We start from the raw sequence: 13,526 nt of genomic DNA, 5'->3' as shown, positions 1-13,526 counted from the left end.
GCAGTGCCGTCCGTGGTGGGCGTGGTGCCGTCGGGGCTTTGGTGGGTGGTCATGAACAGCGTCTCCATGGTTGCTGGTTGGGGCGAGGGATCTGGGCGGATGGCGACGGTGACCGACGGCCGCGGCGGGTGGAATCGGTGGATGCGGCGGCGGCATGGCCGGTGTCCACAGGGTGTGGGCTGGTAACCGGCCCGCGCTGCAAGGAAGCGGAGTTCTGCCGATGCTGGTTGGGGTCGGCAGAAGTGAGCGCGGTCTGCTGCCCGATCCGGCACCGGGCAGCGGACCGCGTCAGGCGTCATTCGACGGCTGGGGGCTTGCGTACCTGGGATCGTGCTTCCTCTGCGCGCAGTTGGCGCATGAGCTGGGTGAAGCGGGTACTGCCCAGGGGGAGCCCTGCTGAGCGGACCGCCTGCTCGACCACAGATCGTGAGACGCGGTGTTGGGCGACGGCGGGGCGGGCGACCGCGAGGAGCTGTTCCATGGTCGCTCCGGCAGGGCGGCCCGTCTTCTTGCCTCCGCCCCTTGAATCTGCCTCGGTCGTCTCGGCTGTCCACGTGTCGGGGGTGCCGGTCTCCGTGGCGACGTCCGTGGGCGTCGGGGTGTCCTGATCCACCAGTCCCTCGGCGGACCTGGCCATGCCGAGGGACTGATGTGCCGGGCCGGAGCTCGGATCAGGGATGCCCGGATCGGCGGTCGGGTCCGCTTCCATCCCGGCGCCCCTGACAGCCTCAGCGGTTGCGGCGGGGGCGCTGGCGGGCTCGGCGACGAGCTGGTGGATCTGCCGCATCAGGACGCCGAAGGCCAGCAGCGCGGCGGTCGGAGGGACGGCGGCGACCACGTAGTCCAGGAGGGGGACGGTGTCGACGGCGCCCGTGCCGCTGACTCCGGCCACGTTGAGGGCGATGGAGCCGATCGATCCGGTGGCGGTCAGGGCGATGGCCCACCAGTCCGGTGCCCGGCGCAGTCCCGCGCGGAGCATGAGCAGTTCGCCCGCGACGATGAAGGCGTCCAGGGTCGCAGGCCAGGCCCACCGACGGGCCGGGGAGTCACCCAGCCCGTGCTGCCCGGCGACCTCGGCCAGGTGTGCGTAGGAGAGCCAGAATCCGCCGGCGGTGAGGGCGACGATGACGATTCCGGCCGCGACGAGTACATACCGCTCGGCGGCCTGCTGGGTCACCACGTACCGCCCTTCGCCGTGGTGTGCTCCGCCACCGTCGGGATGATTCGGAGTCCGGAGATGCTGATGTTGTTGCCGCTATGGGCGGCGGCTGGTGCGGTGGGTATCGCAAGGGAGGGCATGGGGTCTGGGGTGCTCCTGCGGTGTGGCTCGGGTCGTGATCGCGTGATCCGTCTTGGCCGTCCTGGCCGTTGCAAGCGCAGGTCAGGGTCGGTACGGCAGCCGAGTCGGCCTTCCGTCCTGGCTGGTCCTGCCAGCGTCTTCGGATCCTGGCTCCGGGGGCGGGGATGCACCGCTGTGCCTGTGTCCGTCTCGACGTGGCTCTCGCCCGTCGGGACGTTGCGTGCGGGCTTCCGTCCTGGCCCAGAGGCTGTGACCTGCGGTGATACGTCAAGGACGCCGGGGACGGCACAAGACGGATGTGGGCGCCGTCCCAGCGGGTCTGGTGATCGCGTTGCCGTCTTGCCCCCGGCTGCCGTCTTGGCCGCATGCCGTTTGACCTGCGATGCCACGGCAGGGACGGCAGGGACGGTCACCGGGGGACGCGGGGCTCAGGCCATCGTGGTGCTGGTTGGTGCGGTGTCCACTGAGTGGACGGTGGGGCAGTAGCGCCGCCATGGGTCGAGGAACTTGTTGCGCGTGTAGCCCTTGCGCTGGGTTCCGTCGGCGAGGCGGACGTTGCCGGGCTTGATGCCGAACTCGCGCAGCATGGCTGCCAGGTCGCGGGCGGTCAGCCCGCCTCGTCCCCACTCCGCCCAGGGACTCTCGGCGTCCTGGCGGAGCTGGTGGAGCAGCTCGTCCGTGGGCAGGCTGTCGGGTTCGCGCTGGGCGGCGAACACCCTGCGGATGTCGGCCAGGATGCGGGCTCCGCTCGGCTGGTCCTCCTCCGCTTCGACCTCGGTGGCGACCATCCGTGCGCACGCCGTGCGGGCCCGGCGGGGCCAGGGTCCGGCGGCGAGGTCGGCGACGATCACCAGGGGCTCCCAGGTGTCGGCGGCGCGGTCCTCCACCGGCATCACCGGTTCCAGGTCGGCGGCCTCGTCCAGCAGTGGCCGGGCCCAGGCGGCGATACGGTCACGCAGGTCGTGCAGGGCCGGGATGTCGCGGCGGGAGCGGAAGGGCTTGACGCTCTCGCCCTCGGCGCGGCGGCGCATGCGGACCACCACGGAGCGGTCCATGATCGTGTCGGGCAGGTCACCGATCCCCGCGAGGGCCGCCATGGCGAAGGTGGCGAACTTGTGGGGTGTGTGGTCGTTGCCGACGACCCGGGTGACGTAGCGGTTGCGCTGGTGTCCGGCGTTGAGCAGGCCGCGCATCTCCTCGTTCTTCTCGGCCTGCTTCGGGGTGCCGAAGATGGTGTCGGCCTCGTCCACCAGCAGGGTGGGCGGCTCGTCGGTGATCGAGCGGAAGACCGCGGCCAGCGTGGTGTTGATGGTGAGCATCGGCTCGTGGACCGTCTCGGTCAGCACGTCCAGCAGCCGCGACTTGCCGCACCGCTTGGCCGGTCCCACCACCGCCAGGCGCGGGGCGTGCTGCCACGCGGGCTGCAGGTGCGTGGCCGCCACCCACAGCGTCACCGCGTCCAGCGCCTCCTGCGAAGGCAGGATCACGAATTGGGCAATCCGCGCCCGTAGTTCGCCCAGCAACTCCGATCCGTGCGTCGGCTCCAGCTCCGGTGCTTCCTCCGGTCCATCGAGCTGTTCTGCCTGGGCGGGGCCACAGGGGTCGGCGTCCTGGTCGGCGCAGGAACCGGTGTCTTCGGCCGGTGCGCCCTGAAGGCGGGCGCCGGGTCGGCCAGGTACCGCGACCGGTGGCCAGGCGGCCTTGCCGGGTGCGGCAGCGGGGCCGGGTGGCGTAGGTTGCACAGGGCAGCTCCTCGTCTGGCGGTGGCGGGCTTGCGCGCCCTGGCCGCCGGGTTCGATCGCTTCAGGCCGTACAGGGGTGTTGCCGGAGCCTCCGGCGTTGCGCCGCCGGAGGCTCACCTGTTCCTCGCGGGCACTCGGCCGCGGCGAGGGGACACGGACACTACGTCCAGCCCTCGCCACAGTCCACCGCTTCTGTGTCAGCTCAACGCAGAATCGTCTGCTACGAGGACGGGCGGTCACGCCGCCAGGCCCAGCAGGCTGAGCAGGTCCGCGGTCACCACCCGGTACGTCCTGCCTAGTCGCAGCACCTTGCACGGGTACTGGCCCCGCTTGGCCAGCTCGTAGCCCTTGCTCCGCCCCAGCCCAAGCGCCCGGTTGCCGGTGTCCAGGTCAACAGCGGCAGGCAGGGTCAGCAGTTCCTCCCGTGTCATCCCCTTGGACTGCTCGGCGGCTGCGGTCTCACGCATGTGGTGCTCCGTTCACGGCTGAGCCCTCGGCGAACGCGCTCATCACGTCCGGCTCCAGGCCACACCATCCAGTGTCATCAAGTTAATGTGTCTCCATGACACAGCACGGTTTCGATCCTGGGGATGACGAGGACGACGTCCCGGAGTGGGCGGACCAGGTCACGGCCACCGTGGCTGGCGAAGTCCGCCGACGGAGGAAGGAGCTGGGATGGAGCGCGCAGGACCTGGCCGACCGGTGCGAGCAGGTCGGCTACCCCATTCCCCGCAATGTGATCGCCAACATGGAGTCCGGCCGCCGCCGCACCCTGCCCCTGGTCGAGGTCATGGTCCTGGCCAAAGCCCTCAACACCTACCCGGTCTGCCTGCTCTACCCGGTCGGCTACGTTCCACGGGTCCAGCAACTCCCCTACCGGGACGCCGTCCCCACCTGGGACGCGATGCGCTGGTTCACCGGCCAGTCCGAGGACTTCGGCGTCGAGGACGCCATGCTCCGCACCTTCCGCGCCCACGCAGACCACCAACGCGCCGCCCTGGCCGCCCTGGACGGCGAGAAGCGCGAGCGGTGGGAGGCGGAGACCGCCCCCAGTCCCGCGCGGCGGGAGGAAGCCCTGGAGGCGCGGGCCGACTACGCCGAACGCGCCGTACAGGCCAAGTACCGGCTGCGCGTGGCCCGCGCCTTCATCCGCGACGGCGGCGGCACCCCACCCGACCTACCCCCCGAACTCTCCGACGTCGACCCGCCCGAGGCCGACACCACCAAAGGGAACACCGCTTGAAGGGCTCCACCCACCGCCGCTGCTACTGCCGCGATCCCCACACCGGCAGACCGCTCGGCAAGAAGTGCCCCAAGCTCGCCGGCCGCAAGCACGGCACCTACTCCATACGCCAGGAACTCCCACCCCGCGAGGACGGCGCCCGCCGCTCCTTCAGCCGCGCCGGCTACGACACTCTCAAGGCCGCCCAGACCGACCTCGACCACGTCCGCGCCCTCCTCGCCCTGCCCGATGCCGACGACCCCGAAGACGTCGAGCGGATCGCTGAGCTGCTGGAGCAGGTCGCCGACGACAAGGCGCCCCTGCCGGACGTCGAGGAGATCCGCCGGAAGCTCAACCACGGCCTGGACCTGACCAGTCGGCTCACCGTCGGCGAATGGCTCGACACCTGGCTGGCGGGCAAGAAGGGCCGCCGCAGTGCGATCAACCGCGACGAGGGCAACATCCGGGTCCACCTCAAGCCCCGGATCGGTCATCTGCGGCTGGACCGGCTGCGGGTCAGCCACCTGTCGGAGATGTTCGAGGCCATCGCCGAGACCAACGTGGAGATCGTCGAGGCGAACGCCGCGCGCCGCAAGGCGATCAGCGATCTCGCCGAGATCCCCTGGAAGGGACGGGAGAACCGGGCGCGGCGGAAGGCGTTGAAGGCGGCCATCGCCGAGATGCCGCCCTTCCGCCGGGTCGTCAGCCCCTCCACGCTGCAGCGCATCCGCTCCACGCTTCGGGCCGCCCTGAACACGGCGATCTCACAGCAGTTGATCACCTTCAACCCCGCCTCCCACGTACGGCTGGAGGCGGGCAGGCGGCCCAAGGCCCTGGTGTGGACCGAGGAGCGCATCGAGCACTGGAAGCGCACCGGTGAGAGGCCCTCCCCCGTCATGGTCTGGACACCGGAGCAGACCGGCGCCTTCCTCGACCACGCCGAGAAGGACCGGCTCTACGCGCTGTTCCACCTCGTCGCGTTCCGCGGTCTGCGGCGGGGCGAGGCGTGCGGTCAGCTGTGGGCCGACACCTACCTGGAGACCGGGCTCATCACCGTGGCCAAACAGCTCGTGGTCGACGGCTGGAAGGTCTACGAGGACGACCCCAAGACCGACGCCGGCGCACGCACCATCGCGCTGGACTCCGCGACCGTCCGTGCCCTGGAGCTCCACCGTGCGCGCCAGGCGAAGGAGCGCGGGGAGTGGGGCGACGCCTGGGTGGAGACCGGCCGGGTCTTCACCCGCGAGAACGGCGAGTGGCTCCACCCCTCCAACGTCACCCGCCGGTTCATCGAGCTGTACGAGGAGATCGGCCTCCCGCCCGTCCGCCTGCACGACCTGCGCCACGGTGCCGCGACGCTGGCCCACGCCGCCGGAGCGGACCTGAAGGACATCCAGGAGATGCTCGGCCACTCCTCGATCACGATCACGGCCGACACCTACACCAGCCTCCTGCCGGAGACGGACAAGGCCATCGCCGAAGCGGCGGCCCGCCTCGTGCCGCGCGCCCGCACGCCGGAGAGCACCGGCCGGGCCGAGGAGAACGACGAGCCGGGCGGCGGTGAGGCAGCCGTCACCGGTCCGGACGGTGCCGCCCCGTCCGGCGGCGGAACGGCCGGTGGTCTCCCGTCCGCTCACGCAGCGCTCACGCAGGCCGAGCCGGAAGAGGAGCCGAAGGCGGAGCCCGACTCCGCCGAGGAACCCCCGGCACAGTAAAACCGCAGGTCACCCGGCCTTCACCGAATGATCCTGCGGTTTGTTCCCAGAGCCGCCTGTCGGGTTCGAACCGACGACCTTCGCTTTACAAGAGCGGCGCTCTACCAGCTGAGCTAAGGCGGCGTGTGCGGTGGCGCCGCGGTCCCGGCGGGGGCCTCGGCACGTACGCAGTGTGCAGTGTACCCACTTCCCGGCGCCGGGCCTGTGCCCTTTCGTGACCGCGGAAGTACTGACAAGACAACCCCCGGCGGGTTACCGTCGGCCCACGTTCACACAGGTTCACACAAGCGGAACGCGACCTTTACTCGGATCGTCCGGCACGTTCCTGCCGGTGAAGGAGACAAGCGACCATGGCCTCGGTCACGTACGACAACGCCACCCGGATCTACCCGGGCGGCGACAAGCCCGCCGTCGACAAGCTGAACATCGAGATCGAGGACGGCGAGTTCCTCGTTCTCGTCGGCCCCTCCGGCTGCGGCAAGTCCACCTCCCTGCGCATGCTCGCGGGCCTGGAGGACGTCAACGGCGGCGCCATCCGCATCGGTGACCGCGATGTCACCCACCTTCCGCCGAAGGACCGGGACATCGCCATGGTGTTCCAGAACTACGCGCTCTACCCGCACATGACCGTCGCCCAGAACATGGGCTTCGCGCTGAAGATCGCGGGCGTGCCGAAGGACCAGATCCGCGCCAAGGTCGAGGACGCCGCGAAGATCCTGGACCTGGAGCCCTACCTGGACCGCAAGCCCAAGGCGCTCTCCGGCGGCCAGCGGCAGCGTGTGGCGATGGGCCGCGCGATCGTCCGCGAGCCGCAGGTGTTCCTCATGGACGAGCCGCTGTCGAACCTCGACGCCAAGCTCCGCGTCCAGACCCGCACCCAGATCGCCGGCCTCCAGCGCCGGCTGGGCATCACCACGGTCTACGTCACCCACGACCAGACCGAGGCCATGACCATGGGCGACCGGGTCGCGGTGCTCAAGGACGGTCTGCTGCAGCAGATCGACTCGCCGCGCCACATGTACGACAAGCCGGCCAACCTCTTCGTCGCGGGCTTCATCGGCTCCCCGGCGATGAACCTGGTCGAGGTGCCGATCGCCGACGGCGGCGTGAAGTTCGGCAACACCATCGTGCCGGTCGAGCGCGAGGCCGTCACCGAGGCCGCCAACAAGGGCGACAGGACCGTCACGGTCGGCATCCGCCCCGAGCACCTGGACATCGCGGGCGAGGGCAGCGACGCCGGTCTGGCCGTCACCGTCAACGTCGTCGAGGAGCTGGGCGCCGACGGCTACGTCTACGGCACCGCCCAGGTCGGCGGCGAGGCGAAGGACCTGGTGGTCCGCGTCGGCGGCCGTGAGGTGCCGGAGAAGGGCGCGACGATCCACGTGGTGCCGCGCGCCGGCGAGGCCCACGTGTTCGCCACCTCCACCGGTGAGCGGCTGACCGACTGACCGGCCGAGCGACCGGTCGGCCATCGGCCGACCGCGTCCTCCACACGGCCGACACGGGGCCCGTACGTCCGCGCGCAGCGGACCGTACGGGCCCCTCGGCCGTTCCCGGCGGAATCACGGGGCCTCCCGCCCGAGGTCCGCGTCAACACGGGGACATCTCCGCACCTGGGACTACGGGCTTCTCCGTCACCCGCGAGAGTGACCGAATGTCGCCAAATCACCACTCCTCGCTACCATCGCAGACGCCCCGGAACGGGCCCCGATACCGTCCTTCGCGAGGAAGACTCCACAGTGAATCAGGCAGCGCGCCGCATCGGCCGATCTCTCGCCCTCGTCCTCCCGGTCGTCCTGGTCCTGTCCGGGACCCTCGCCGTCACCGCCGTTCCCTGGGTGCCGCGGTCGGGGACGCAGATGCTGACCGCCTCCGCCGAGCAGGCGGCGGCCCCCGGCGACAGGCCCCGCACCCCGCACGAGGTGGTGCGCGACCGGCTCGTCGCCGAGCTCCAGCGGGAGAATCCGGGCGTCGCCCTGACGGGCCTGCAGAAGGAGATCGCCCGCCGGCCGTCGCTGGCGCGGCACTGCGTCTCCATCGCCCGCGCGCTGGGCCGGGCCGCGGTCGAGAAGTACGGCCCCGCGCGCGCCCACGCCTACTCCCGGCCGGTGTGCGACACCTCCTTCGCAGCGGGCGTCGCCGACGCCCGCTGACCGGCTCGGCCCCCGGGCGTACGGGGGCCGTTCCGCCGTACACCCCGCGTCCGCGGTGTTCCTCGCAGTCCCCGGCTTCCGCGCGTGACCGCACGGGACGACGGGTGCCGGAAGGGCGCGGGAAGGGTGCGCATATCGTCACCGCATGACACTCGACGACCAGCTAGCGCACACGTATCCGACCCAGGCCGTGGTCCTGGCCGGCGGCCAGGGATCGCGGCTGCGTCCGTATACGGACGACCGCCCCAAGCCGATGGTCGAGATCCCCGGCACGGGCACCCCCATCATCGGCCACCAGCTCGCCTGGCTGGCCGCCGAGGGCGTCACCGACGCCGTGGTCTCCTGCGGCCATCTCGCCGAGGTGCTCCAGGAGTGGCTGGACGGCGCCGACCTGCCGCTGCGGGTGACGACGGTCATCGAGACCGAGCCCCTCGGCCGCGGCGGCGGCCTGAAGTACGCGGCCGCCTCCCTCCCCCGCCCCGGCGAGCCGTGGTACGCCACCAACGGGGACATCTGGACGCGTTTCCCGCTGCGGGAGATGGCGGAGTTCCACGCCGAGCGCGATGCGACCGCGACTCTCGCGCTGGCCCGCCCCCGCATCCCCTGGGGCGCCGTGGAGACCGACGAGTTCGGCCACGTCCTGGACTTCATCGAGGCCCCGCCCTCGCCGTATCTGATCAACGCCGGCGTCTACGTCTTCTCCGCGCCCTTCACGGCGATGCTGCCCGACCGCGGTGACCACGAGCGGACCACCTTCCCCCGGCTGGCGCGCGAACGCGCCCTGGCGGGCTTCCAGATCCCGCAGGGCGCGTACTGGCGGGCCATCGACACCGCCAAGGACCTCAGCGAGGCCGCCAGGGAGCTCGCGGGCCACCGCCGTTCCCACCGGTAGTCCGGTCCGGGCACGGCCCGGTGTACGGCGCCGGGGTCGCGGCCGTGGCCCGCACGCGGATGGTGTGCGGATCGAGCCCGGCGGCCCCGCTCAGCCCAGCAGACCGCCCAGCGCACCGCCGCCGCCGCTGCCGCTGCCGTCGCCGGAGTCGGCTCCGCCGTCGTCCGCGGCGCCGTCGTCCTCGCCGCCGCCCGTACCGCCCGCGTCGCCGGTGTCCCCGCCGCCGCCCGGGCCTCCGGGGCCGGTCGGGGTGCCCGGCTCGGGCGCGGGCGGGGCGGCGGGCTTCCGCGGCGCCTCCACCGTCTGTCCCTGACTCGGCGTGCCGGGCCGCTCACCGGTGCCGGTGCTGCCCGCGCTCGGGGTGGCGTCCCCGGCGCCGGAGGTGGACGGGCTCGGCGACGAGCCGTCCCCCGCCTCCGGCACCCCGGCCCCCGTGCCCGAGGTGGACGGGCTCGGACCGCCGGTGGACCGCTGCGGCAGCGGCGAGCCCGGCTGGTTGTTCGTCAGCGGCTCGCCCGGCCGCGGCACGGTGGCCAGTTGCGCCGAGCGCACCGCACTGCCCAGCACTGAGCCGACCAGCAGCGTCAGACCGAGCACCACCGCGGCGACGGCCGTGCCGCGCCGCAGTACGCGCCGGCGCAGCTCCCACACCTCCACGCGCGGGCCCAGCCGCCGCCAGGCCTCGCCCGCCAGGCGCGCGTCCAGCGAGTAGTACGGCGCCCCCGCGATGACCAGCGGGCTCCAGGCGGCCAGGTAGATGAAGTCCGGGGCGTCGTACACCGGGACCGTGTGCCAGCTCACCGTCAGGATCAGGGCCGCCGACAGCAGCGCGCCCAGGCCCGCGGCGGCCCGCTGCCACAGCCCCATGAAGGTCAGCACACCGATGATGATCTGGAGGAAGGCCACGGTGAGCCCGGCGCCGACGGGGTGGGCGACCGCGAGGTCGCGCAGCGGGGCGGCGACGGCCCACGGCTGGAGGGAGCCGAGCCAGGCCACCAGGGAGCCGCGCTCGTCCCCGTCGAAGTAGACCGGGTCGCAGAGCTTGCCCATCCCGGCGTAGACGGAGACGAAGCCGAGGAGGATCCGCAGGGGCAGCAGCACGACGCCGAGATTGATGCGGCGGTCGGGGTAGAAGCCGTGCCTGGCCCGGTGGGCCACCTCGCGCGGGCTCTCCTCCCCGTAACCGTCGTGGCCGCCGTGGCCGTCGTAGCCGTCACTGCCCTCCGGCTCGTCGCCGTAGGTGGCGTAGCCGTCCTCGTACCCGCCGTCGCGGTCATGGGCGGCGGGCTCGTACGGCTCTGCCGGCTCGTACGGCTCGAAGGGCCGGATGGGGGCGCCCGGCGTACCGTACGCGCCCCCTGCCGGGCGCCCGCCCGCCGTCGGCGGGCGCTCGGGCGGCTGGGGCGCGCGGGGGGCGATGATCGTGGGACCGCGGTCGCCGAGGGTGTCGTCGAGGGCGGGGATCAGCGTGGTGCGCGGGCCGCCGTCCGGGCCCGGCGCGGGACGCGGCACCACGCGCGGCAGCACCTGTGTGGCGGCGTTGCCCGTCTCCTCCCCGCCGTTCCCTTCCATCGCGGCGCTCGCGCGGCGTACCGCCTGGAGCAGCCGGGTGGCCCGTACGTCGCCGGGCTCCGTACGGCCGCTCCACACCACGGGCGCGGCGCGCCGCCCGGCGGCCGGGCGCCGGACCGGGACGGCGCCGCGCGCCGCCGACGGCACGGCGGCCCCGGTCAGCACGCGGCCGCGGGGCGGCGGCGAGGCGAGCCGCACCCGGAAGCTGGCGTGGTTGACGACGACCTCGGCCGGGTCGCTGGGCACCTTGACCGTGCTCAGCGCCGGCTCGTCGTCGAAGAAACCGCGGGGTGTTCTGGTGTCCACACTCATCTAACCGAGTGACGGACGCATAGGACACTGCCTTGACGGCCCCGATCTGTCGGGGGTCCGTCAAAGCCCGGGTGGCGGCGGGGTCATCCCCGCCGGCGGCGGGCGGCCTCGTAGAGGGCGACGCCCGCGGCGACACCGGCGTTGAGGGACTCGGCGCCGCCCGGCATCGGGATGCGCACCCGCATGTCGCAGGTCTCGCCGACCAGCCGGGACAGGCCCTTGCCCTCGCTGCCGACCACGATCACCAGCGGGCCGTCCAGCGCGGCCACGTCCTGGATCTCGGCCTCGCCGTCGGCGGCCAGGCCGACCACGAACAGGCCCTCCTTCTGGTACGCCTCCAGAGCGCGGGTGAGGTTGGTGGCCCGCGCGACCGGGGTGCGGGCGGCGGTGCCGGCCGAGGTCTTCCAGGCGCCCGCGGTCATGCCGGCCGCGCGGCGCTCGGGGACGACCACGCCGTGGCCGCCGAAGGCGGCGACGGAGCGGACCGCCGCACCCAGGTTGCGCGGGTCGGTGACGCCGTCGAGCGCGACGATCAGCGGGTCCTCGCCGTCGTCGTACGCGGCCGCGGACAGGTCCTCGGGGTGGGCGTACTCGTACGGCGGGATCTGGAGGACCAGGCCCTGGTGGTTGAGGCCGTTGGTCATCCGGTCCAGTTCGGGGCGCGGGGCCTCCATCAGATGGATTCCGCCGCGGTCGGCGGCGAGCTTGAGGGCCTCGCGCACGCGCTCGTCGTTGTCGATGAACTGCTGCACGTACAGCATGCTCGCGGGCACGCCCTCGCGCAGCGCCTCGACCACCGGGTTGCGGCCGACGACCATTTCGGAGGTGCCCTTGCCGCCGCGCCGGGCCGCGGGGCGGCGGGCGGACTGGCGGGCCTTGGCGCCTGCGATGCGGTTCTTGACGTGGCCCTTGCGCATCTCGGCGGGAGGCGTGGGGCCCTTGCCCTCAAGGCCGCGGCGCCGCTTGCCGCCACTGCCGACCTGCGCGCCCTTCTTGTTGGACGTGCGGCGGTTGGGGCGCTGGCTGTTCCCGGCCATCGGGATCACTCATCTCTTCTTGCTGCTCGGTGGAGCTCGGTAGAACTCGGTGGAAGGGGTGGTCGGGTGGGTTCGGTGCGGTGGGTGGGGCGCGCTTGGGGGCGCGGACTCAGCGGGCGTCGCGCGAGCCCAGTTCCCAGCGCGGTCCGGACGGGGTGTCCTCGATGACCAGGCCGGAGCGCTGGAGCTGGTCGCGGATGGCGTCGGCGGTCGCGTAGTCCTTGCGGGCCCGCGCCGCCTGACGCTGCTCCAGGACCAGACCGACCAGGGCGTCCACGACTTCGGCCAGCTCCTCGCCGCGCCCGGCGGAGTCGCCCCCGGCCCAGTGCGCGTCGAGCGGGTCGAGGCCGAGCACGCCCAGCATCGCCCGGACATCGGCCAGCGCGCCGGCCACCGCGTCCTTGTCGCTCTCCGACAGTGCCGCGTTGCCCTGCCGGACGGTGGTGTGGACGACGGCGAGCGCCTGCGGGACGCCGAAGTCGTCGTCCATGGCCGCCGCGAACTCCTCGGGCACCTCGGCGGCCGGCTCCACGGATCCGGCCAGTTCCACGGCCCGCTGGACGAAGCCCTCGATCCGGCCGAATGCGGCCTCGGCCTCGCGCAGGGCGTCCTCGCTGTACTCGATCATCGAGCGGTAGTGCGGGGTGCCCAGGTAGTAGCGGAGCACGATGGGCCGCCACTGCCGGACCATCTCGGAGACCAGCACCGAGTTGCCCAGCGACTTGCTCATCTTCTCGCCGCTCATCGTCACCCAGGCGTTGTGCAGCCAGTAGGCGGCGAAGTCGTCGCCGTACGCCTTGGACTGGGCGATCTCGTTCTCGTGGTGCGGGAAGACGAGGTCGACGCCGCCGCCGTGGATGTCGAAGGCCCGGCCCAGGTACTTGTGGGCCATCGCCGAGCACTCCAGGTGCCAGCCGGGGCGACCGGGGCCCCAGGGCGTCTCCCAGCTCGGCTCGCCGGGCCTGGCGGCCTTCCACATCGCGAAGTCGCGGGGGTCGCGCTTGCCGGTCTCGCCCTCGCCCGACGGCTGGCGCAGGTCGTCCAGGTCCTGGTTGGACAGGGAGAGGTAGCCGGGGAAGGAGCGCACGTCGAAGTAGACGTTGCCGTCGGCGGCGTAGGCGTGGCCGCGTTCGATGAGCTCGCGCATCATCTCGACCATCTCGGGAATGTGGCCGGTGGCGCGCGGCTCGTAGGTGGGCGGCAGGCAGCCCAGCGCGGTGTAGGCGTCGTCGAAGGCGCGCTCGTTGGCGTAGCCGATCGCCCACCAGGGGCGGCCCTGCTCCGCGGACTTGGTGATGATCTTGTCGTCGATGTCCGTGACGTTGCGGACGAACGTCACGTCGTAGCCGCGGTGGGTGAACCAGCGGCGCATGATGTCGAAGTTCAGCCCCGACCGGATGTGACCGATGTGCGGGGCCGCCTGCACGGTCGCGCCGCACAGGTAGATCGAGACGCGGCCCGGTGCGAGCGGGGTGAAGTCACGGATCTGCCGGGCGCTGGTGTCGTACAGGCGAAGAGTCACGGGTCAAGGGTAGTCGGAAACGCAAGAGGGGCGGTGCGGACCGGGCGGGAACCGGTTGC

The 13,526-nt window shown here is 72.4% G+C and carries 11 protein-coding genes and 1 tRNA gene; 5 read left to right on the top strand and 7 right to left on the bottom strand.

Annotated elements, in window-relative coordinates; all coding sequences use genetic code 11:
- Window positions 1-295: 295 nt before the first annotated feature.
- The 3 genes from IQ279_RS03535 to IQ279_RS03525 form a co-directional block, all read right to left on the bottom strand.
- Window positions 296-1,180 (bottom strand): DUF2637 domain-containing protein, encoded by an 885-nt coding sequence (locus tag IQ279_RS03535; protein WP_206346808.1) that lies wholly within the window; start codon window positions 1,178-1,180, stop codon window positions 296-298.
- A 548-nt stretch (window positions 1,181-1,728) separates the two neighbouring features.
- Window positions 1,729-3,042, bottom strand: a complete 1,314-nt coding sequence (locus IQ279_RS03530; RefSeq protein WP_206346807.1) for a DUF3631 domain-containing protein — start codon at window positions 3,040-3,042, stop codon at window positions 1,729-1,731.
- A 236-nt stretch (window positions 3,043-3,278) separates the two neighbouring features.
- On the bottom strand, window positions 3,279-3,509 hold the full coding sequence (locus IQ279_RS03525) for a hypothetical protein (RefSeq protein ID WP_206346806.1): 231 nt from the start codon (window positions 3,507-3,509) through the stop codon (window positions 3,279-3,281).
- Between the two features lie 95 nt (window positions 3,510-3,604).
- On the opposite strand from IQ279_RS03525, the gene IQ279_RS03520 reads away from it, so the two are divergent.
- Both IQ279_RS03520 and IQ279_RS03515 read left to right on the top strand, forming a co-directional pair.
- Window positions 3,605-4,285, top strand: a complete 681-nt coding sequence (locus IQ279_RS03520) for a helix-turn-helix domain-containing protein (RefSeq protein WP_206346805.1) — start codon at window positions 3,605-3,607, stop codon at window positions 4,283-4,285.
- Window positions 4,282-5,979, top strand: coding sequence for a site-specific integrase (locus tag IQ279_RS03515; RefSeq protein ID WP_206346804.1), 1,698 nt, complete (start codon window positions 4,282-4,284; stop codon window positions 5,977-5,979). The genes IQ279_RS03520 and IQ279_RS03515 overlap by 4 nt, the downstream gene beginning before the upstream one ends.
- Window positions 5,980-6,029: 50 nt before the next feature.
- On the opposite strand, the gene IQ279_RS03510 is transcribed toward IQ279_RS03515, so the two are convergent.
- Window positions 6,030-6,102 (bottom strand) — tRNA-Thr (locus IQ279_RS03510).
- Window positions 6,103-6,329: 227 nt separating this feature from the next.
- Between IQ279_RS03510 and IQ279_RS03505 the strand changes: the two genes are divergently transcribed.
- The 3 genes from IQ279_RS03505 (at window position 6,330) to IQ279_RS03495 (ending at window position 9,024) form a co-directional block, all read left to right on the top strand.
- Window positions 6,330-7,427 carry an ABC transporter ATP-binding protein gene (locus IQ279_RS03505; protein ID WP_206346803.1) on the top strand — a complete coding sequence of 366 codons (1,098 nt, stop codon included), beginning with the start codon at window positions 6,330-6,332 and terminating at the stop codon, window positions 7,425-7,427.
- Between the two features lie 291 nt (window positions 7,428-7,718).
- Entirely contained in the window at window positions 7,719-8,132 is a 414-nt protein-coding gene (locus tag IQ279_RS03500) for a hypothetical protein (protein WP_206346802.1), read from the top strand.
- Between the two features lie 145 nt (window positions 8,133-8,277).
- Complete coding sequence (locus IQ279_RS03495) at window positions 8,278-9,024, top strand: nucleotidyltransferase family protein (protein WP_206346801.1); 747 nt, start codon at window positions 8,278-8,280, stop codon at window positions 9,022-9,024.
- Window positions 9,025-9,114: 90 nt separating this feature from the next.
- Here the strand turns inward: IQ279_RS03495 and IQ279_RS03490 are convergent, their stop codons facing one another.
- From IQ279_RS03490 to cysS, 3 genes are all read right to left on the bottom strand, one after another.
- Window positions 9,115-10,908: a DoxX family protein gene (locus IQ279_RS03490; RefSeq protein ID WP_206346800.1), complete on the bottom strand. Its 1,794-nt coding sequence runs from the start codon at window positions 10,906-10,908 to the stop codon at window positions 9,115-9,117.
- 83 nt (window positions 10,909-10,991) lie between these two features.
- Complete coding sequence (gene rlmB / locus IQ279_RS03485) at window positions 10,992-11,945, bottom strand: 23S rRNA (guanosine(2251)-2'-O)-methyltransferase RlmB (RefSeq protein ID WP_206346799.1); 954 nt, start codon at window positions 11,943-11,945, stop codon at window positions 10,992-10,994.
- A 109-nt stretch (window positions 11,946-12,054) separates the two neighbouring features.
- The gene (gene cysS / locus IQ279_RS03480; protein ID WP_206346798.1) at window positions 12,055-13,467 is read right to left on the bottom strand and encodes a cysteine--tRNA ligase; all 1,413 of its coding nucleotides are present in this window, start codon (window positions 13,465-13,467) and stop codon (window positions 12,055-12,057) included.
- Window positions 13,468-13,526: the final 59 nt, after the last annotated feature.

It is taken from the genome of Streptomyces verrucosisporus, from assembly GCF_017114865.1.
Classification (GTDB): Bacteria; Actinomycetota; Actinomycetes; order Streptomycetales; family Streptomycetaceae; genus Streptomyces; species Streptomyces fenghuangensis.
Note: the sequence above shows the minus strand (reverse complement) of the source record. Positions and strands in the feature narration are given on the sequence as shown.